At 66.1% G+C, this 19,537-nt stretch carries 16 protein-coding genes and 1 other RNA gene; 6 read left to right on the top strand and 11 right to left on the bottom strand.

Annotated elements, in window-relative coordinates; translation table 11 throughout:
* Positions 1 to 448 (bottom strand): AMIN domain-containing protein (locus tag VMI09_10605; GenBank protein HTQ25137.1); only part of this gene is annotated, 448 nt, incomplete at its 3' end.
* A gap of 69 nt (positions 449 to 517) precedes the next feature.
* Positions 518 to 3,181: a DNA mismatch repair protein MutS gene (mutS, locus tag VMI09_10600; GenBank protein HTQ25136.1), complete on the bottom strand. Its 2,664-nt coding sequence runs from the start codon at positions 3,179 to 3,181 to the stop codon at positions 518 to 520.
* A gap of 137 nt (positions 3,182 to 3,318) precedes the next feature.
* Between mutS and VMI09_10595 the strand changes: the two genes are divergently transcribed.
* Positions 3,319 to 3,951: a molybdenum cofactor guanylyltransferase gene (locus VMI09_10595; GenBank protein ID HTQ25135.1), complete on the top strand. Its 633-nt coding sequence runs from the start codon at positions 3,319 to 3,321 to the stop codon at positions 3,949 to 3,951.
* Between the two features lie 14 nt (positions 3,952 to 3,965).
* Here VMI09_10595 and gcvPB read toward each other — a convergent pair whose 3' ends face one another.
* From gcvPB to gcvT, 3 genes are all read right to left on the bottom strand, one after another.
* Entirely contained in the window at positions 3,966 to 5,528 is a 1,563-nt protein-coding gene (gene gcvPB, locus VMI09_10590) for an aminomethyl-transferring glycine dehydrogenase subunit GcvPB (GenBank protein ID HTQ25134.1), read from the bottom strand.
* The gene (gene gcvPA / locus VMI09_10585) at positions 5,528 to 6,877 is read right to left on the bottom strand and encodes an aminomethyl-transferring glycine dehydrogenase subunit GcvPA (GenBank protein HTQ25133.1); all 1,350 of its coding nucleotides are present in this window, start codon (positions 6,875 to 6,877) and stop codon (positions 5,528 to 5,530) included. Before gcvPA ends, gcvPB begins: the two co-directional genes overlap by 1 nt.
* 66 nt (positions 6,878 to 6,943) lie before the next feature.
* A complete protein-coding gene (gene gcvT, locus VMI09_10580; protein HTQ25132.1) occupies positions 6,944 to 8,053 on the bottom strand; it encodes a glycine cleavage system aminomethyltransferase GcvT in 1,110 nt (369 codons plus the stop codon).
* Positions 8,054 to 8,325: 272 nt separating this feature from the next.
* Between gcvT and VMI09_10575 the strand changes: the two genes are divergently transcribed.
* The 3 genes from VMI09_10575 (at position 8,326) to VMI09_10565 (ending at position 12,901) form a co-directional block, all read left to right on the top strand.
* Positions 8,326 to 9,255, top strand: coding sequence for a bifunctional 5,10-methylenetetrahydrofolate dehydrogenase/5,10-methenyltetrahydrofolate cyclohydrolase (locus tag VMI09_10575; protein HTQ25131.1), 930 nt, complete (start codon positions 8,326 to 8,328; stop codon positions 9,253 to 9,255).
* A 75-nt stretch (positions 9,256 to 9,330) separates the two neighbouring features.
* Positions 9,331 to 11,421, top strand: a complete 2,091-nt coding sequence (locus VMI09_10570) for an APC family permease (GenBank protein ID HTQ25130.1) — start codon at positions 9,331 to 9,333, stop codon at positions 11,419 to 11,421.
* Positions 11,422 to 11,674: 253 nt separating this feature from the next.
* The gene (locus tag VMI09_10565) at positions 11,675 to 12,901 is read left to right on the top strand and encodes a CaiB/BaiF CoA-transferase family protein (protein ID HTQ25129.1); all 1,227 of its coding nucleotides are present in this window, start codon (positions 11,675 to 11,677) and stop codon (positions 12,899 to 12,901) included.
* A 4-nt stretch (positions 12,902 to 12,905) separates the two neighbouring features.
* Here the strand turns inward: VMI09_10565 and VMI09_10560 are convergent, their stop codons facing one another.
* The gene (locus tag VMI09_10560) at positions 12,906 to 13,862 is read right to left on the bottom strand and encodes an NAD-dependent epimerase/dehydratase family protein (protein ID HTQ25128.1); all 957 of its coding nucleotides are present in this window, start codon (positions 13,860 to 13,862) and stop codon (positions 12,906 to 12,908) included.
* Between the two features lie 247 nt (positions 13,863 to 14,109).
* Between VMI09_10560 and VMI09_10555 the strand changes: the two genes are divergently transcribed.
* Complete coding sequence (locus tag VMI09_10555; protein HTQ25127.1) at positions 14,110 to 14,505, top strand: hypothetical protein; 396 nt, start codon at positions 14,110 to 14,112, stop codon at positions 14,503 to 14,505.
* Positions 14,506 to 14,574: 69 nt separating this feature from the next.
* On the opposite strand, the gene VMI09_10550 is transcribed toward VMI09_10555, so the two are convergent.
* The 5 genes from VMI09_10550 to VMI09_10530 all read right to left on the bottom strand — a co-directional run bounded on the left by VMI09_10550 (position 14,575) and on the right by VMI09_10530 (position 19,121).
* Entirely contained in the window at positions 14,575 to 15,075 is a 501-nt protein-coding gene (locus VMI09_10550; GenBank protein HTQ25126.1) for a hypothetical protein, read from the bottom strand.
* Positions 15,032 to 16,504, bottom strand: coding sequence for an SGNH/GDSL hydrolase family protein (locus tag VMI09_10545; protein HTQ25125.1), 1,473 nt, complete (start codon positions 16,502 to 16,504; stop codon positions 15,032 to 15,034). Before VMI09_10545 ends, VMI09_10550 begins: the two co-directional genes overlap by 44 nt.
* Before the next feature lie 4 nt (positions 16,505 to 16,508).
* Positions 16,509 to 16,661, bottom strand: coding sequence for a DUF5989 family protein (locus VMI09_10540; GenBank protein ID HTQ25124.1), 153 nt, complete (start codon positions 16,659 to 16,661; stop codon positions 16,509 to 16,511).
* 191 nt (positions 16,662 to 16,852) lie between these two features.
* Positions 16,853 to 17,263 carry an SxtJ family membrane protein gene (locus tag VMI09_10535; GenBank protein ID HTQ25123.1) on the bottom strand — a complete coding sequence of 137 codons (411 nt, stop codon included), beginning with the start codon at positions 17,261 to 17,263 and terminating at the stop codon, positions 16,853 to 16,855.
* A 13-nt stretch (positions 17,264 to 17,276) separates the two neighbouring features.
* The gene (locus VMI09_10530; protein HTQ25122.1) at positions 17,277 to 19,121 is read right to left on the bottom strand and encodes a carbamoyltransferase; all 1,845 of its coding nucleotides are present in this window, start codon (positions 19,119 to 19,121) and stop codon (positions 17,277 to 17,279) included.
* A 158-nt stretch (positions 19,122 to 19,279) separates the two neighbouring features.
* On the opposite strand from VMI09_10530, the gene ssrA reads away from it, so the two are divergent.
* Positions 19,280 to 19,537, top strand: a transfer-messenger RNA (tmRNA) gene (gene ssrA / locus VMI09_10525); the annotation flags it as partial.

Genomic DNA, 19,537 nt, shown 5'->3' with positions numbered 1-19,537 from the left:
CTCCGCGGTGTTCGGCGCGCACCAGCACCGGCGCGGCCAGGTTCGAAGCCTCGCCCGCCGGAGCCAGTCGAATCAACAGCTCATGCGGCAATTTGCCGACCGCGTAGTCGGTCTTGCCGGCAACCTGGATCACCAGGCGCGATCGATTTCCTTCGGCGTCGATGGCGCGCACGGACACAACCGGTGCGCGCTCGCGGCCATAGAGCGGACGCGGCGGAAGATCGATCCGCGTATTCGCGAGATCTATCCAGAGCTCGTTGCCGTGCGCGCTGAGCGTCCAACCGAGCCCCTTGCCGTGCACTCCGAAGCGCAGTTCAACGATTGCGCCGCGCTCGACCGCCGCAGCGCTGTCGATCACTGCGGCGCCGGCGCCAGCCGCGAGCGATGCAAGCGCCGACGCGCCAAGCGCCGCGGCTGCGCCGATCCGAGTCCAGCGCGAAACCCTCATCCGCAATCCATCACCTCGTCACCGATGCCGTTTTCGCGCCGGGCGCATCCAACGACCACCGCGCGGCCGCTAACCCTCGCCCTGCCTCAGCCGGCCGACCGCGCGCGCCAGCGCATTGAGCGCTTCGATCGGCGTCAGCCGTTCGACCTCGAGGGTCTTCAATTCATCGACGACGCGCCGCTCGGCCGGTGTGAAAAGTCCGAGCTGACCGGCGCCGCCGCCCTCGGGGTCTGGACGATGCGCAAGTCGGGCCTGTCCCGCTTCGTCAAGCTCGCCCATCTCGAGGTTGGCCAGGATCTGGCGCGCGCGCGCGACCACGGTTTCAGGCAATCCGGCAAGCCGCGCGACTTCGATTCCGTAGCTGCGGCTGGCCGGCTGCTCGATGACGCGCCTTAGGAACAGCACCTCACCCTCCCACTCCCGCACCGCCATACTGAGATTCTTTACGCGCCGGCGCTCCCGCGCAAGATCGGTCAATTCGTGGAAATGAGTGGCGAAGAGAACCTTGGCGCGCGTGTTGTCGTGCAGATGCTCGGCCAGCGCCCAGGCGATTGCGAGGCCGTCGAACGTGCTGGTGCCGCGGCCGACTTCGTCGAGCAACAGCAGGCTGCGCTGGTCCAGGCCCATCAGCAGGCGCGAGGTCTCGCGCATCTCGACCATGAAGGTGGACTCGCCTCGGCGCAGATCGTCGCGCGCGCCGATCCGGGTAAGCACGCGGTCCACCAACCCCAACTCCGCCTCGGTCGCGGGCACGAAACTTCCCATCTGCGCCATGATCACGATCAGCGCGACCTGGCGGAGATAGGTCGACTTGCCGGCCATATTGGGTCCAGTGATGAGCAGGAGCTGGCGTTCGTCGGGATCGGTCTGGAGATCGTTGGGCACGAATTCGCCCGCGCGCATCGCAGCCTCGAGCACCGGATGGCGTCCGTCGCGAACCGAAAGCGCCAACCCTGAGTTCATCCGCGGCCGCACGTACCCGCGCCTGCGCGCGACCGCGGCCAGGGCGAGCAACGCATCGAACTCGCCGACCGCGGCCGCCGTCGCCAGAATCGGTCCCGCATGGAGCGCCAGATCACCCACCAGCGTGGTGAACAGGCCGAGTTCGAGTTCCTTCAACCCCGACTCGGCGCCGAGGATTTTGCGTTCGAGCTCCTTCAGCGCCGGGGTGGTAAAGCGTTCCGCCCCGACCAGCGTCTGCTTGCGCTCGTAGTCCGCGGGCACGCGGTCAAGGTTGGGCCTGGTGACCTCGATGTAGTAGCCGAAGACCTGGTTGTAGCGGACCTTGAGCGAAGGAATATTGCTGCGCGCGCGCTCGGTTGCTTCGAGCTCGGCGATCACCCCGCGCGCATCGGAAGCGAGCGAGCGCAGTTCGTCAACTTCGGCGTTGAAGCCCGTTCGAATCACGTTACCGTCGCGCGGATTTACCGGCGGCTCGTCGCTGAGCGTTGCGTCGATCCGCTCGGCCAGCTCGGGCATCGGCACGATCCGCGCGGCGAGCTCGCGGATGAGCGCGCTTTTGCATCGTTGCAGCGCGGCACGGAGCGCACCGACCGCCCGCAGCGCCTGCTCCAGCCTGAGGCAATCGCGGGGCGAGGCGCGCAGGCTTCCGATTCGGCCGGCCAGCCGTTCGAGGTCGCCGATTCGCCTGAGCGCGTCCGCCACTTCGCCGCCGAGGTCGGTCTCGAACAGCTCTTCGACCGCGTCATGGCGCGCGCAGATGGCCTCGAGGTCGAGCAGCGGATAGACGATCCACTTCTGCAGCGCGCGCGCGCCGACCGGCGTCAGGCTCTCGTCGAGCACCGCGAGCAGCGAGCCGCGGCGCGTGCCGTCGGAGGAGACCACGAGTTCCAGATGGCGCCGGCTGACCTCATCGACCAGCATGTATTCCGCAGCGCGATACGGATGCGGCGGGCGCAGATGGGCGAGCTCGCGTCCGAAGGTTTGCTCGACGTAAATGAGCGCGGCGCCGGCGGCGACGGTCACGGTCTCGGCGAGCGCGCCCGCCGCTTCGGCGCCGAAGCGCGCGGCGAGCGCCTCGCGCGAGCGCTGCGCGTCGAAAGCAGCGCCGTCGAGCCAGCTGACCGGGCATTCGACGCCCTCGAGCAGCGCCGCGAGTGCGCTATCGCCCCTTGACGCGATAATCTCGCGCGGCGCGATTCGCGCGATCTCCTCGCGTACTCCGGCGGCGCCTGCGATTCGCGTCGCGAGAAACTCGCCGGTCGATACGTCCACCGCGGCCAGCGCGAAACCGCCCTCGCCCGACGCGCTTGCGGCGAGCGCGAGCAGGAAGCTCTTTTCGCCGGAGGCGAGCACCGTCTCTTCGCTCACGGTGCCGGGTGTGATCACGCGCACGATCTGCCGCGGCATCAGGCCGCGCTGCGGCGTCAACTGAAACGGCTCGGATGACCCGGATGCTTTTCCGGAAACGCGGGCGGCTCCCGGCGCGCGCGGGCGCGGCTCGGGCTGCGTCTGCTCGCAGATCGCGACCTTCAACCCGGCCTTGAGCAGCTTGGCGATATAGGGTTCGGCGGAATGGTACGGCACGCCGCACAGCGGCACCCCGTCTTTGGAGCGCGAGGTGAGCTGGATATCGAGCACCCGCGCGCCGACCTCGGCATCTTCGAACATCATTTCGTAGAAGTCGCCGAGGCGGAAAAACAGGATCGCGTCAGGCACCTTCTGCTTGACGCTGAGGTACTGTGCGATCAGCGGTGAGCTCTTGATTGCCACTCGCGAACGACAATAACGGGCGGCGGCGTCCGCGGCAAAATCATCGTGCCGCCCCGCCGGAGTATCCCTGTTCACTCTGCTAAGCTTGCGAGGTGCGCGCGCGGCGCAAAAGCCGCGCCGCCGGGTCTGCCAAGTCGATGAAGTCGGTCAAATCCGCCAGCGCGGTCGTCCTGGCCGGCGGGCGCAGCGCCCGGATGGGCGGCCGGCCCAAGGCGATGCTGGTCTTCGAGGGCGCGACGCTGATCGAACGGATCGCCACTGAATTGAGGCGAGCCTTCGACGACATCGTGATAGTTGCTGCGCCCCAAGCGGCGGCGATCGAACTTCCGGCGCTCGGCGGGGCGACGATCGTGCGCGACGACAGCGCGTTTGAAGGGCCGGCTGGCGCGCTCGCGCGAGGTCTGCGTGCGGCCCGCCATGACCTTGCCTTTGCCTGCTCGTGCGACCTGCCGATGCTCCGCGCGGAGGTGGCGGCGTGGCTCTTGTCCCTGATAGGCGAGCACGACGACGCGGTCATTCCCGAGGCCGGCGGACGTCTGCAACCGCTGCACGCGGCATATCGCCGGCGATGCGCCGGCGCGCTCGACGCGATGCTCGCGCGCGGCGAGCGCCGCCTTAGCGCGGTCGCCGAAGCGGCCAGTTGCCGTATCGTTGCGCAGGCCGAATACCGGCGCGCGGATCCCGACGCGCTTAGCTGTTTCAACATCAACACGCCCGCAGACTATGTGCGCGCGCTCGGCTTCGCCGCCGCGAAGTCGCAGCCACGCTGAACCGCGCGCCCAGGCTACTTATCTTTCGGCTGCCAGCGGAGCACCGGATGGCGCGCGGCGTGGGCCTCATCGACGCGCGAGAGCGATAGCGAGTGCGGGGCAGTGCGTACTTTCTCCGGATCGTTCAGCGCTTCCGCGTAAATCTTCTCCATCGCGTCAACGAACGCGTCGAGAGTCGCGCGCGCCTCCGTCTCGGTGGGCTCGATCATCAGCGCGCCATGCACCACCAGCGGGAAATAGATCGTCGGCGGATGGATTCCGAAGTCGAGCAGGCGTTTGGCGATATCGAGCGTGCTCACGTCGGCGCGTTTTTCGAGGTCATGTGTCAGCACGCATTCGTGCATCGAGGGTTCCGGTGTGGCGCTCGGAAAGTGTGGCTCCAGCCGCTTGCGCACATAGTTGGCGGCAAGAATCGCGAACCGGCTGGCCTCGGCCAGCCCGTTTCCGCCGAGCGCGAGGATGTACGCATACGCCCGCACCAGCATCCCGAAATTCCCATAAAACGCGCGCAGCCTCCCGATCGAATCGGGACGCTCGTAGTCGAAACGCCAGGCCCCGCCGTTGTGGCGCAGGCGCGGCGTGGGCAGAAAGGGTTCGAGATCGCGCTTCACCGCGACCGGACCCGCACCCGGACCGCCACCGCCGTGCGGGGTCGAAAAGGTTTTGTGCAGATTGAGCTGAACGATATCGGCGCCCATGTGGCCGGGCTTGGCCACGCCGAGCAGCGCGTTCATGTTGGCGCCATCGAGGTAGAGCAGCGCGCCGCGCTCGTGCAGCGCGGCGGCGATCGCCTCGATCTCGGGCTCGAAAATTCCGAGCGTGTTGGGGTTGGTGACCATCAGCGCCGCGACGTCGTCGCTCAAGAGCCGGCGAATCTCGGCCGCCTCGAGAAAGCCGCGCCGATTCGACTTCGCGACCACAACCTCGAACCCCGCCAGCGTGCAGCTCGCCGGATTGGTCCCGTGCGCAGTGTCGGGAATGATGACCTTGTGGCGTGCGGCGCCGCGCTTGCGATGGTATGCGCGCGTCATCAGCAGCCCGGTAAGCTCGCCCTGCGCGCCGGCCGCCGGATGGAGCGATACGGCGTCCATCCCGGTTATCTCGGCGAGCGCCGCCTCCAGCCGCGCCATCAGTTCGAGCGCGCCCTGCGCAAGATGCGCCGGAGTCATCGGATGCAGTCCGGCAAAGCCGGCGAGCGCCGCCATCTCGTCGTTGAGCACGGGATTGTACTTCATCGTGCACGAGCCGAGCGGATAGAACTGAAGCGCCTGTCCGAAGTTGAGCTGCGAGAGGCGCAGGAAATGACGCATCACCTGAGGCTCGCTGAGTTCCGGAAAGCCGGGAATGTCGTCGCGGCAAAGCGTCGCGCCCAGGATTGCAGCCGCATCAGCCTCGCCGGCGGCGCGCGGCGCCACGTCCGTCCCGGAACGTCCGGCCGCCGACTCCTCGAAAAGCGTCGCGACGCTCCGTACGTCCGCCGCGCGCTGCGCGGCGGACGCTTGCGCCCCAGCGTCGTCGCCGTCGCCGCTCGCGATCTTGCCCGCGGTCGCCATCTTCGTCTCCCTCTCTCCCCCCATCAGTTCACTCCGGCGAGCGCGCCGGCGAGCCGCTCGAGTTCCGACTGAGTATTCATCTCGGTGACGCTGACCAGCAGGGCGCCGCCAAGCTCGGGCCAATAGCGGTCGAGCGCGACGCCGGCCAGGATTCCGGCGCGTTCGGCGCGCGCGAGCGCCGCTTCCGAGTCCTTGGCGCTAATCACGAATTCGTTGAAGAACGGCGCGCTGAAGCGTGAGGGCACGCCGGCGGCGGCCAGCGCCGCGGCCGCGCGATGCGCGGCCTCTACGTTGCGCGAGGCCAGCTCGCGGAGCCCCCGCCGCCCCATCATCGCGAGATACACCGTGGCCGCGAGCGCGCACAGCGAATGGTTAGTGCAGATGTTCGAGGTCGCGCGCTCGCGCCGGATATGCTGCTCGCGCGTAGCCAACGTCAGGCACCACGCGCGCCGCCCGTCCCGGTCGTGCGTCTCGCCGACCAGCCGGCCGGGCATCTGGCGCAGATGCGCCGTGCGGGCGGCCATGAAACCGACTCCGGGTCCGCCGAATTGCGGCCCGAGACCGAAGCTCTGTCCCTCGCCGACCGCAACATCCGCGCCGAGCTCGCCAGGCGACTTCAAAAGCCCGAGCGCGAGCGGTTCGGCGGTGACTGCGATCGCAATCGCGCCCGCAGCGCGGGTGAGCGCCGCCGCCTCACCGAGCGGCTCGACGATTCCAAAGGCGTTCGGATAGCCGATTACCGAGCACAGCAGCCGGTCGTCGGCCACGCGCTTGAGCGCGGCGATATCGATCACGCCGCTTTGCGAATCGAACGGCAACTCGATGATTTCCAGATGCTCGAGCGCGCTCAGGTAGGTGCGCACGGTGGCGCGATAGTCGGGCCAGAGCGCGCGGGAAAGCGCGACCCGGGTGCGCTTGGGCATCACCCGATGCGCCATCAGGACCGCCTCGGCCGCCGCCGAAGCGCCGTCGTACATGCTGGCGTTGGCGACCTCGAGGCCGGTCAGCTGGGTGATCATGGTCTGGAATTCGAAAATCGCTTCGACCGTGCCCTGGCTGGCCTCGGGCTGATAGGGCGTATAGCTCGTGGCGAATTCGGCGCGCGCGGTGATCGCGCGCACGGCCGCCGGCACGTAATGGCGGTAAGCGCCGAAGCCGAGGAAGCTCGCGAAGGCGGACGCGCCGGTATTGCGCGCGGCGAGCGCTCCGAGGTCGGCGGCGATTTCCGGCTCGTTTTTCCCCGGCGCAAGGTCCATGGCCGCGCTCGCGCGCAGATTGGCCGGCACGTGCGTAATCAAATCGTCGAGCCCGCGCGCGCCGATCGTCTCGAGCATCGCGCGAACATCGATTTCGGTATGAGCAAAGAATCTCATCGGTTGGATCTGTTCTCCGTGATATTTGGATACCAAGTACAGCTCTGCACTGGCTAATCGTCCCGACTATGTATTCGGCGCCGGCCCTTTGCCGCGGCGATAGAACGGCAATGCGGTTACCGCGGCGCCGACGCGGCGGTTGCGTATCTCGACCTCGACAGACTCCCGCGCTGCCGCCTCCGACGCCAGGTAAGCCATCCCGAGCGGCCGATTGAACGTGGGGGCGAAAGTCCCGCTGGTCATGATTCCGACCTCGCGGTCGCCGGCGAACAGCTTGTATCCCTGGCGGGCCACGCTGCGCCCGTCGCCGGTGCGAATTCCAACCAGACGTCGCCTAAGCCCGTCGCGCCGCTCTGCACCGAGCGCCGCGGCGCCAACGAACTCGCGCCCAAGCTTTACGAACGCGTCGAGTCCCGCCTCCAGCGGCGAAGTTGCGCGGTCAAGCTCATGGCCATAGAGCGGCAACCCGGCTTCCATCCGCAGCGTGTCGCGCGCGCCCAATCCGCACGGCAGCATCCCGGCGGGCGCTCCGGCTTCGAGAATGGCGCTGAAGAGCGCCTCCGCGCCGGGGGCGGCCGTGAAAAGCTCGAACCCGTCCTCGCCGGTATAGCCGGTGCGCGCGATGACGCATCGCCGGCCCGCGACCTCCGCCTCAGTCACGGCGAACCGCCGCATCGCGTCGAGCGGCGCACTCGTAAGCGGCCGCAAAACCGCCAGCGCCTGCGGGCCCTGCACGGCTACGAGCCCGGTTTCCTCGCTAAGATCGCGAAAGCCGTCATCCTTCGCCCCGAGTTCGAGCAGCCATTCGCGGTCGGGCGCTATATTCGAGGCGTTGACGCACAGCATGTAGCGCGCGTCGCCGAGCCGGTAAACGATCAGGTCGTCGATCGTCCCGCCCTCAGGCGTGCACATCAGCGTGTATTGCGCGCGGCCGATCTCGAGCCGCGCCGCCGCGTTGCTCAGCGCGCGCTCGAGCAGCCCGAGCGCGCGCGCGCCGGTCAATTCGAACTCGCCCATGTGGCCAAGGTCGAAAATTCCGGCGCGCGAACGCACGGCGAGATGCTCCTCGATTATCCCGCTGTAGCTAACGGGCATCTCGAAACCGCCGAACACGGTCATCCGCGCGCCGAGCCGCTGATGCAGCCCGAACAAAGTGGTGCGCCCGAGAGCTTCCATGTGGGTTCCGATTCTATCAAAGGGCGGGATAGGGCCGGAGAGCCGTCGAGGCGCGCGGCTAACGTTCTCCCACAACTTATCCGCCCCAAGTCTCGCGCAGGTCTCGCGCAAGTCTCGTCCTTCGCATGCGCGATTGGACGATCCCCTGCGCGGCTAGACGATTTGCGTCCGCAGGATCGGTACTATAGGAAGGCGAACCGGCGGCGCGAGTCGCATTCAGGATCGAACAAGGATCTCTCGGGCAAAGATCTCTCGCAAGGAACCTCTCGGGAATGACTGCCAAAATCATGGACGGGCGCGAGGTCAGCCGCATCCTACGCCCGGAACTCGAACGCTATGCGCTCGAGCTTAAGCAGCGACAGCGTCGACTCCCCGCTCTCGCCGCCCTGCTTATCGGCGACGACCCGGCCTCGCGCCAGTACGTACGCAACAAGCGCCGCTTCGCCGAAGAGCTTGGGTTTGAAAGCCGGCTGGTCACGATGACCGCCGAGGAGGCGACGACCGGGCGCCTGCTGGAAGAAATAGCGCGGCTTAATGCCGATACATCGATAGCGGGCATCCTGTTGCAGCTGCCGATACCGGCACATGTCGATTCCTTCAGGCTGTTCGACGCGATCGATCCGGGCAAGGACGTGGACGCGGTGGGCACGGTCAACGTCGGCGATTTCTACCGAGCGCAGTTGGGCCGTTTCATCCCCTGCACTCCGCGCGGCGTGCTGACGCTGCTCAAGTGCTACGGCGTCCCCACCGACGGCGCACGCGCGGCCGTGATCGGGCGCAGCGACATCGCGGGCAAGCCGATGGCGCTCATCCTGGGCGGCCGGATGTGCAACGCGACAGTGACCTGGTGCCATCGCCACACCCGCGATCTCGGCGCGATCTGCCGCGAGGCCGATATCGTGGTCTCGTGCGCCGGCGCGGAAGTCGCCGGCAGAGCCTTTCTGATAACCGCCGACATGGTGAAGCCGGGCGCGTGCGTGATCGACGTGGGATTTCGCCGGGTGGAGGACGGAAAATTCGTCGGCGACGTCGATTTCGATCGGGTAAAGGAGGTCGCGGGATGGTTGACGCTGAATCCGGGCGGGACCGGCCCGATGACCGTACTCGCGCTGATGCAGAATCTGATCGACGCCGCGCGCTATAAACTGGGGCTCGGGCGTGCGGTCTATTCATTCGATTTCGCTGTCAAATCAGTAACTTAGCGGCTCCTTCTAGTCCGGTCGCGAGTTAGCGTCTAGACTGCTCCAGCTAATAGGAGCACCTCTCAGTTATAAACGATGGGAACACAATCCAGTCGCGAAGGCTCTGCCAAACGCACTCTCGCCGACGGGGCCAATGGTGGGAGCAAACGTACGCTCACCGACGTCATTATCGGACCGCCGCGCGACGTTCGCGATCCTGGAATCTTTCATAGCCTCTCGCTGATCGCGTTCCTGGCCTGGGTCGGCCTCGGTTCCGACGGACTCAGTTCGTCGTGTTACGGTCCCGAGGAAGCGTTCCTCGCGCTCGGCCACGACCAGTATCTCGCGGTGTTCCTGGCGGTTATGACGGCGCTCACCGTCTTCATCATCTCGGCATCGTATTCGCAAACCATCGATCTGTTTCCCTCCGGCGGCGGCGGCTACCTGGTGGCGACCAAGCTGCTCGGGCCCTATCCTGGGCTCGCATCAGGATGCGCGCTGGTGATCGACTACGTCTTGACGATTGCGATCTCGATCGCCAGCGGCGCCGACGCGATCTTCAGCTTCCTGCCGACCAACTGGCTGTGGCTCAAGTTCTGGGTCTGCCTCGCGGTCGTGGTGCTGATGGTCGGGATGAATCTGCGCGGGGTCAAGGAATCGGTGCTTTCGCTGCTGCCGATCTTTATTGCCTTCGTACTGATGCACGCGTCGCTGGTCGGTTACGCGCTGCTCGAGCGCAGCCCCGAGTTGCCGACGATCACCCGCGACGCCATCAACCAGGTCCATAGCGGCTTCAGCACGATAGGGATCCTGGCGCTCGCGATCATCTTCTTTCGCGCCTACAGCATGGGCGCCGGCACTTACACCGGAATCGAAGCGGTCAGCAACGGCCTGCCGATCCTGCGCGAACCGCGCACCGCGACGGGCAAGCGCACGATGCTCTACATGGCAATTTCGCTGGCGGGGCTGGCCGGCGGCATCCTCATCTGTTACCTGCTCTTCGACGTCGCGCCGGTCCATGGCCAGACGCTCAACGCCGTGCTGTTCGAGCGCGTGGCCAACAACTGGAGTCTGTTCGGCCTGCGAGTCGGCGTGCCGATCGTAACCTTCACCCTCATCACCGAAGGCGCGCTGCTGTTCGTCGCTGCGCAGACCGGGTTTATCGACGGACCACGCGTGCTGGCGACGATGGCGGTGGATCGATGGCTGCCGCGGCGCTTCTCGCAGCTCAGCTCCCGCCTGGTGACCCAGGACGGAGTGTTCGCGATGGGCCTCGCGGCGATCGGGATCCTGGTCTTCACGCACGCGCGCGTCGATTTGCTGGTCGTTCTCTATGCGATCAACGTGTTCGTCACGTTTACGCTTTCGCAGCTAGGGATGAGCGTACACTGGTGGCAGGAGCGCACGAACGAACCGAACTGGCGGCGCAAGCTTGCGATCAACGGCGTCGGATGCATGTTCACGGCGCTCATCCTGATGCTCACGGTCACGCTCAAGTTCGACGAAGGCGGCTGGGTGACGATCCTGATCACCGGCGCGCTGGTCGCGCTCTGCTACATGGTGCGCCATCATTACGAGTACATCGCGCAAGCCATCGAACAGCTCGAAGCCGACATCCTGCCCGAGCTGTTCGCGGCCAAGGAAAGCCCGCCCGAAAAATTCGATCCCGCCGCGCCGACCGCAGTGCTTCTGGTCAACGGCTTCAACGGCCTCGGACTGGCGACTCTGCTGACGCTGCGCCGGCTGTTTCGCGACCAGTACCGCAACGTGATCTTCATCGGCGTGGGCGAGGTCGAATCATCGCGGATGAAGGGCCCCGATGAGGTCAAACGCCTCGAACAACAGGTGGCCGAGGATCTAAGCGAGTACTGCCGCTTCGCTACTGACCTGGGCCTGCATTCCGAACTGCGGGTGAGTATCGGCCCCGACGTCGTCGTCGAGTTGCGCAAGCTCTGTCTGGACGTGGCCCACGAATTCCCGCAAGCCGTCTTCTTCGCCGGCAAGCTCATCTTCGAAGCCGAACTGGAAGGCTTCATCAGCCGCTTCCTGCACAATCACACCGCACTCGAACTGCAGAGCTGGCTGCAGGTGCACGGGCTCAGCCTGGTGATTTTGCCAGTGCGCGTGCTGTCATCGGCGTCCGCTTCGGGCAGCCAGACCGGCACGGTCCATCCGCAGGTGGCCTAGGCCTGCCGCGGACGCCGCGCTTGCGCGCTCACCTGCGTGAGTGCGCCATGCTGATTCGCACGCCGGGGCGCGGGGGTTTGCGTTCCCGCCTTCTGCCTCTGACTCTGGACTCCCTCCCCCCCGTGTGGGGGAGGGCTCCATCCTTACCCTCTCCCAAAGAGCACGCGTGAACGGCGCCGGCTTGCGAACCGCGCGCGCACCTTGCTAGAGCAATTTTTGCCACCAGAGCGCGCCTTCGCCCGGAGACTAAACGATGGCTTCAGCTCAGTTCCGACACGTCCTCGACGGCTACAAAGTCCTCGATTTTACCCAGTTCGTCGCGGGACCGACGGTGACGCGGTTGATGGCGACGATGGGGGCCGAGGTTATCAAGGTCGAACTCGCGCCCGACGGCGACCGCGCGCGGCTCATCCCTTACGTGCGCGACAACCGCAGCGGCTACTACGTCCAGCACAACCTGGGCAAGATGAGCCTCTGCCTCGACGCGCGCCACCCCGAGGGCGCCGCGATCCTGCGCGAGCTTACCAAGCGGGTCGACGTCCTGGTCGAAAACTTCGCGCCCGGCACGATCGCGCGGCTCGGTTTCGGCTATCCCGAAGTGAGCAAGCTCAACCCGCGCATCGTGATGTGCTCGGTGTCGACTTTCGGGCAGACCGGGCCGCTCTCCGAGGATCCCGGTTTCGATCTGATCGGCCAGGCCTACGCCGGCGTCACCGGGCTAATCGGCGACAAGGACGGGCCGCCGGTAATTCCGCTGATGGCGATCGGCGACGTCAGCACGGGCGTACACGGAATGGGGGCGATCGCGTGCGCGCTGCTCCATCGCGAGCGCTCCGGCGTCGGACAGTATATCGACGTCTCGCTGCTCGACTCGTACTTCGGCTACCAGGACATGGGCGTGGAGCTATTCAGCGCGAGCGGCGGGAGCGCGCACGTCGAGCGCTCCGGCCGCTACTATCCGGGGCTCAGCCCGTGCGGGGTTTTCAAGGGACGCAAGATTTATTTCATCATCATGGCCTGGATGGATCGGCATTGGGCGCTCTTCTGCGAGGCGATGGGACGGCCGGAGCTTGCGCGAGATCCCCGCTTTGCCGACCTGGCGGCGCGGGTGAAGAATCGCGACGCGGTGACCGAGGTGGTCGAGGCCTGGCTCGCCTCGATGCCCGATGACGACAAGTCGCTCGACGTGATGCGCGCGGCGCGCATCCCGGTCGCGCCGATTCGCGCGCTGGAGGAGGCGATGAACCATCCGCACCTGCGCGAGCGCGGCACCGTGGCCGACGTGCACGATCAGGTACTCGGCGATATCAAGGTTCCGGGCTTCCCGATTCGCTTTTCGGAATTTCCCAGCCCGAAGAATCTGCAGGCGCCGCTGCTCGGCGAGCACAACGAGTTGATCCTGCGCAAATACCTGGACTACTCCGACGCGCAAATCGACGCCCTCAAAGCCGATCGCGTGCTGGTCAGCAAACCCTACTGAGGGCTCATCCGGCCAGCGGCAGTCCGTAAAGCCGCATCAGCTCGCGCACCCCGTCCGCGGTCGCGATTTCGGGACTCCATCCAAGGATCGCGCGGCTGCGCGCGAGGTCGGCCAGCGTGTCGCGCGGTTCGCCCGGCCGCGGCGCGGCGCTTACGCGCGGTCCGCCGACGAGCGCCGCGATCTGATTGACGCTGAGCGAGTCGCCGCGCCCGACGTTGATCGCGCTACCGTCGGATAGCGCACAGTCCATCGCGGCCAGGTTCGCCCGCACCACATCGCGCACGTGAGTGAAGTCGCGCCGCTGCTCGCCATCTCCGCGAATCTCGAGCGGCCGCCCCTCGCGCCGGGCGCGCAGAAACGCTCCGATAACCGTCGCGTACGCCCCTTCCAGGTCCATTCGCGGCCCATACACGCTGAAGTAGCGCAGCGAGACCGCGCTCAAGCCGTACAGCCGATGGAACATGCGCATGTATTCCTCGCCCATCAGCTTCTGCAACGCATAGGGGCTTAGCGGATTCGGCGGCATCGTCTCGCTAAGCGCCATCCGCGGATGCGCCCCCGGTTGTTCGCCGTAAACCGACGAGGATCCCGAATAGATCACGCGGCGCACGCGGGACGCGCGCGCCGCCATCAGCACATTGAGCGTGCCGACCACGTTGACCAGATGGGTCTCGACCGGTCGTTCGATCGACAATCCCACGCGCGGCAGCGCCGCGGTATGAAAAACGCAATCGACCCCGGCGAAGGCCGGTTCGATCGCCGCAGACTCGCGGACGTCGGCCTCAATAAGCTCGGCGCGCGGGTTGAGGTTCGCGCGGCTGCCGGTCATGAAATTGTCGAGCACGCGAACCGCATGGCCGCGCTCGAGCAACGCATCGGCCAGATGCGATCCGATAAAGCCGGCTCCACCGGTGACCAGGACGACGCGTCCCGCGCCGGATATGCGAGAATCGTTCGACATCGCCTAAAATCCTAACCGGATCAAAGACGCAACACGATGGCCGCCGCGGCGCGATTTGCCGCGCGAGAGGACGACTATGTATCCGCAATGCGATTCCTGTTCTCCCCCGCTACCAGGCCGGCTGCCGCGAACGCAAGCGTGCCTGACCGCCGTCTGCGTCGCGGCCGCGATGCTCATTGGGTTATCCGCAGGGGCCGCCGATACGAGGTCCCGGGCGGCCCCGGCGGAGGGCGCGGCGCGTTCTTTCATGCCTGACGCTGCCGCCTCCAGGATCGTGACGGTGGCGAGCGACGGCGGCGCTACCGCCGACATCGTCATCCTTACCGAAGCGGTCGCGGTCAAGGAGACGGGGCCCAAGGAGACGATCGGGCATTTCGGCGAAGTCTATGCCTTCTCACCGGCTTTCATCGCGGTCCATCGCGACCAGCCGACGCGGATAACGCTGTGGAACCTGCAGTCTGATGACGATCATGATTTCATGCTCGAGGATCGCCCGGGGCACGCGCTGATGCATCTGCGGCTTAAGCCCCTGTCGAAGACCTCATACACATATACGTTCCATCGCGAGGGGCTTTTCGCCTTTCGATGCGCCGTGCATCAGCCGGAGATGAACGGCCAGATCCTGGTCCTGCCGCCGCGCTGAGGGCCGAGGCCGGCGGCGTTGAGCCGCGCAGCCCGACGGCGGATCGTCGCCGTCAGGGCGCGATAGCGGTCAAGGTCCGATCGCCGTTGGAGCGCTGCCCGGAGCGAGCGAATTAATCGGCGGCGCTTCGGCCTTGACCTTCACGTCGTACGTCACTTCTTCGCCATCGGCGAGCGTCGCATCGATCTTCCAGCTGCCGCCTTCGGTGCCAAGCAGGATGATATCGCCCGAGGACTGCGGCTGGATGCTGAGCGCGTTGGGATTCTTTCCCGCTTTCGAGTCGGTTTTGGCGCCCTGTTTGAGGCCGGAGATGGTGTAGGTTTCGCCCTTGGCGATCGTCACCGGGATGACTCTTCGCTTTTTCGTCGCCGCCTTCGCTTGCTTGGCGTGCGCGCCTGCCTTGCCGTGACGGGCTTCCTTGGTCGGCTGAGGCGTAGGCTGCGCTTGACCCTGCGGTCTTGCGGTCGCGGCCAGCGCCAGCAGTCCGAATGCGGCCGTCAGCGCCGCGATCAAGATGTGGCCGCGGTTAGCGCCCATCCTTCTCGATTCGGCCGCCTTTGAGTCGGTCATGTGTGGTATTCCCCCTCGTTACGGGCGTCCAACCGCCGCCCGTCAAAAACCATAGGGGGCGGGGCACGCCGCCGCAAGTCCGACGGAGCATCGCCGCCGGCGCACTCAATGCGCGAGTTCGGGATGCGTGCCCCCCCGAGAGCATCGCGCAGATCTTCTGCGCGATAAGCTCGCCGGCCACCCGATGGCCGTCAGCGTTCCAATGCCCCACTCCGAGTTTGGTCGTCTTGAAGCCGGCGAGGAACGCCTGATGCGCATCGGCGTAAGCCTGCATCGGCGGCGCCAAGTTCAACACCTCGAAACCCTCGCGCGCGCCGAGCGCCGTGATTCGTTCGTCAGGATAGAAAAGGTCGGATGAGTGGTAGGTCATCGCGTAGTAGCTTCGCACGAGCGGCGACGGATAGATTTGCGGCGGAGTGGCGATCGTAACGACCAGAAGCGGCACATGATGCGCCGCGGTCTCGCGCGCGATCATCGTGATGATCCCGTCGGTAACCCGCCACGCGTCCTGCATCACCGGTGTCGAAGGCGGTCTGTAGATATCGTCGTCGAGCCCGGCCTCGTGACCGAGCGGCGCGGGCTGGAGCGCCGCGGTTGCGCGGGCAGCGCGACCGTTGGGTTGCTCCGCCCGCGCGGGCGCACTCCCCGCGGGCTGGGTCGCGCTGATCGCCGACACGGCAGAGACGGACGCTGATGCGGCGGCAGCCTCGCGCGCGGCTTTCCGCGCTTTCATTTTCGATCGGATATCGCTCTTGGCGTCGCCGATAAGGTTGAGGACCTGCGAGTGGCGCGACTCGAACCGCATCATGCACGACAGATAGAACCATCGCGATCGCTCGAACGGTCCGGCCAGCACGAGTTTATGGTCCTGGAAAACGTAGAACGGGCGGCACTTGTCGGTCTCCAGCACGGTCGAGTTGTTGCGCACGTCGTTGCCGGAGAAAAAAGCGAGCACCACGGCGTCCGGCGAGTACTGCCAGACGTCGCGGCGCAGCGTGATCAGCTCCTGCGCAGTACCATAGGCGTCGATCCCGAAGTCCATCACCTGGACCTTTCTCCCGCCGAGCCCCTTGCATCCGCCAAGCGCACGCTCGGCCACCGCGCAGAACGTCTCGTCGTAGGCGACGTGCGGCGCTTCGGTGAAAGAGTCGCCGATGACCGCGATGCGCAGTGTGCCGGGAGGCTTGGCGATCGTCCATTCCGGACCGCGAAAGCCCGCGCTGTTGACGCTGACGAAGCCCGCGCCTTCTTCGCGCTGCCATCCGGCGGCGCCTGGTTTGAGGCCCCATCCGCGATAGGCGTCCCAGGTGTAGAGGCTGACCTTGGCGAGCCCGGTCACGCGCACCGCGATTTCGGCCACGATGAAAGCAAACGCCACGCCGGCCAGCGCGAGCACCAGGTTGGCGGCAACGCGTTTTGTGCTGCTCACCGGCCTAAAACAGCGTATAGATAAACGGAGCTACGGTAGAGAATTCAGCGATCGCGATAAGCACGCTCAGGACCAGCAGCGTGCCGATGAGCGGCACCAGCCAGAACTTCTTGCGTTCACTCGCAAAACCCCACAGGTCCTTCAACAGATCGAGCATCGTCGGTCTAACTCCGGTAAACGGCGGAGCCGCGGGCCGGTCCACAGCACGCAAGGATGGCTCGCATTCTAACAGTTGCCCGTGCAGAATCCGCAATCTCCCGGCAAGGCGTCTTCACAGCAGTAGCGAGCCTATGAACCGACTATTGCGCCAACGCCGTTGCGGAGCGCGACCGCGAGGCGGCGGCGAGCTCAGAACGGTTTCTCCATCCCTTGCGGCGGACGCGGATGGCTCGGCACGCGGTAGCTTTGGCACTTGGGATCGAAGCCGCGCTTCATCCGATCGCGCCCGATGACCCACATCACGAAGCTGAAGGGCGTGATCAGAACGAAGAAAATCAGGGTCAGGATCGCGCGCGTGTTGAACCATCCGAGCGCATGCCCAAGGCGCGTCCACCATCGATGGAGCGAAGCGAGGCTCCGCGGCCACAAGAGCGCCGCCAGCCACAGCACCGCGGCCGCGATCCACGGCCATTGGACCAGCCTGTGATGCCGCCAAAGCGGCAGCGCGCCGAACAGCACCGCGAACAGCGCGCCCAGCACCAGGCCGAAATTCCGCAGCTCCGCCTTCGGAGGCCGCTGCTCCCCTGCTCTCGACTCCATCGCCGTCGGGCCGTCAGTCGAGCTCGAACTCGCGCTTCCAGCTATCGTCGCGCGGACGCTCGGGCTGGTCGCTCTTAGTGAGGATGAAATCGCCGACCACGAGCAGGTCCATCTCGGTACGCATGAAACAGCGGTAGGCATCTTCGGGCGTGCAGACGATCGGCTCGCCGCGCACGTTGAAGGAAGTGTTGACCAGCACGGCGCATCCGCTCAGCGCGGCGAAGCGCTCGATCAGCCGATGAAAACGCGGGTTGGTGCGCGCGTCCACGCTCTGGATCCGCGCCGAGTAATCGACGTGGGTGACGGCCGGGATGCTCGAGCGCGGCACGTTGAGCCTATCGATACCGAAAAGGCGCTGCTGCTCGTCGCTCATCGGCAGGCGCAGATCCTCGCGCACTTTCGCCACCAGTCCCATGTAGGGGCTGGGGCGATCGAGTTCGAAGTAGTCCGCCGTGCGCTCGACCAGCACCGCGGGCGCGAACGGCCGGAACGATTCGCGGTACTTTATCTTGAGATTCATCACCGATTGCATTTTCGTGTTGCGCGGGTCGCCCAGGATCGAGCGATTGCCGAGCGCGCGCGGCCCGAACTCCATCCGCCCCTGGAACCATCCGACCACAGCGCCCTCGGCGAGGCTCGCGGCGACCGCTTCGAGCAGCTCGGTTTCGCCCAGGCGCCGGTAGCGCGCGCCCGCGCGATCGAGCGCGTCCTTTACCTCGGCCTCACCGAAGCTGGGCCCGAGAAACGTGCCGCGCATCCGATCGTCGCCGTCGACTTCGCGCGGCGCGCCGCCGTAAAGATGCCATCCGGCCAGCGCCGCGCCGATCGCGCCGCCGGCGTCGCCCGCGGCCGGCTGGATCCAGATGTCGCGGAAGGTCCCTTCGCGCAGCAGGCGGCCGTTGGCGACGCAGTTGAGCGCGACGCCGCCCGCCAGGCAAAGATAGTCGGCGTCCAGTTCGCGCCGCGCGGTCAGCGCCAGGCGCGAGACCACGTCCTCGGTGACTTTCTGAATCGACGCCGCCAGGTCCATCTCGCGCTGCGTGAGCGGCGCCTCGGGCTTGCGCGGCGGCCCGCCGAAAAGCGCGTCGAAACGCTCGTTGGTCATCGTAAGGCCGGTGACGTAATTGAAATATTCCGTGTTGAGACGGAATGTGCCGTCGGGTTTGATGTCGATCAGATGTTCGAGAATCGCACCGACGTATCGCGGCTCGCCGTACGGGGCCAGGCCCATCACCTTGTACTCGCCCGAGTTCACCCGGAAGCCGGTGTAGTAGGTGAAGGCCGAGTAGAGCAGGCCGAGCGAGTGGGGGAAATCGATTTGCCACTGCGGCGTGAGCCGATTGCCATCGCCGAGCCAGAGCGAGGTTGTCGCCCACTCGCCCACGCCGTCGAGACAGAGCACGGCGGCGCGCCAGAAGGGGCTTGCGAAAAAGGCCGAGGCGGCGTGGGCCTGGTGATGCTCGGTGAAGAGCAGCGGCGCAAGCGTGTCGAGTCTGCCGCCGTCGAGCGAGGCGAGTTCGCGCTTCAACGCCGAACGCAGGTTGAGCTTCTCCTTGAGCCACACCGGCATCGCAGTCAGAAACGAACCGAGCCCGCGCGGCGCGTAGCCCAGGTAAGTCTCCATCATGCGTTCGAACTTCACCCAGGGCTTGTCGTAAAAAACGATTGAATCGAGATCCTCGAGCCGAAGACCGGCCGAGCCAAGGCACCAGGCGGCGGCGCGATGGGGAAAGGATGCGTCGTGCTTTTTGCGGGTGAAACGCTCCTCCTGCGCGGCGGCTACGATTTCGCCGTCGCACACGAGCGCGGCCGCGCTGTCATGGTAGTAGGCGGAGATACCGAGGATTCGCTTGGCCATCGTTGCGCGCTGACCGGCATAGGCTACACGAACTTGCGTCCGGTCCAAACCGGCGAGGCTCCAGCGCTTCGATGTCCGCGATTGCGCCGGGCGCGGGCAGGACTTAGATTAAAAGGAGCGTAACGGCTTCCCGTGAGCCTCAGGGCTCGCCTGGTTATGGGGGCGAAATGGGTTCGACGGAAACAAGAAGGCCGTGGTCGCACGCCGGGGTGCTGTTGTCCCGTTAAACAAACAGACTGCGAAATTTACCCGCAGACAATAACGGTTACGCTCTGGCGGCCTAAGGGCCGCTAGCGTCCCGCCGCTGCTCGCCCATGGCAGCGGGTCGGGGCGTCATTTAGTGGGCTAGGGAAGCGCCGTTGGTCACTTGGGCGTGCGCCCGAAACGCAAAGTGACTGGCCGCAGCTGAGCCCGTC

This window comes from Candidatus Binataceae bacterium (assembly GCA_035500095.1).
Taxonomy (GTDB): Bacteria; Desulfobacterota; Binatia; order Binatales; family Binataceae; genus JAKAVN01.
This window is presented reverse-complemented; position numbering and strand designations above follow the sequence as displayed.

Excerpts from the sequence above, each read along its gene's own strand:
- gcvT (HTQ25132.1), bottom strand. The coding sequence starts at position 8,053 with ATGGAAGCTCTCGGGCGCACCACTTTGTTCGGGCTGCATCAGCGGCTC.
- VMI09_10555 (HTQ25127.1), top strand. The coding sequence starts at position 14,110 with ATGCCTGACGCTGCCGCCTCCAGGATCGTGACGGTGGCGAGCGACGGC.
- VMI09_10540 (HTQ25124.1), bottom strand. The coding sequence starts at position 16,661 with ATGCTCGATCTGTTGAAGGACCTGTGGGGTTTTGCGAGTGAACGCAAG.
- VMI09_10550 (HTQ25126.1), bottom strand. The coding sequence starts at position 15,075 with ATGACCGACTCAAAGGCGGCCGAATCGAGAAGGATGGGCGCTAACCGC.
- VMI09_10535 (HTQ25123.1), bottom strand. The coding sequence starts at position 17,263 with ATGGAGTCGAGAGCAGGGGAGCAGCGGCCTCCGAAGGCGGAGCTGCGG.
- VMI09_10595 (HTQ25135.1), top strand. The coding sequence starts at position 3,319 with ATGAAGTCGGTCAAATCCGCCAGCGCGGTCGTCCTGGCCGGCGGGCGC.
- gcvPB (HTQ25134.1), bottom strand. The coding sequence starts at position 5,528 with ATGGGGGGAGAGAGGGAGACGAAGATGGCGACCGCGGGCAAGATCGCG.
- gcvPA (HTQ25133.1), bottom strand. The coding sequence starts at position 6,877 with ATGAGATTCTTTGCTCATACCGAAATCGATGTTCGCGCGATGCTCGAG.
- VMI09_10575 (HTQ25131.1), top strand. The coding sequence starts at position 8,326 with ATGACTGCCAAAATCATGGACGGGCGCGAGGTCAGCCGCATCCTACGC.
- VMI09_10530 (HTQ25122.1), bottom strand. The coding sequence starts at position 19,121 with ATGGCCAAGCGAATCCTCGGTATCTCCGCCTACTACCATGACAGCGCG.
- VMI09_10570 (HTQ25130.1), top strand. The coding sequence starts at position 9,331 with ATGGGAACACAATCCAGTCGCGAAGGCTCTGCCAAACGCACTCTCGCC.
- VMI09_10565 (HTQ25129.1), top strand. The coding sequence starts at position 11,675 with ATGGCTTCAGCTCAGTTCCGACACGTCCTCGACGGCTACAAAGTCCTC.
- VMI09_10560 (HTQ25128.1), bottom strand. The coding sequence starts at position 13,862 with ATGTCGAACGATTCTCGCATATCCGGCGCGGGACGCGTCGTCCTGGTC.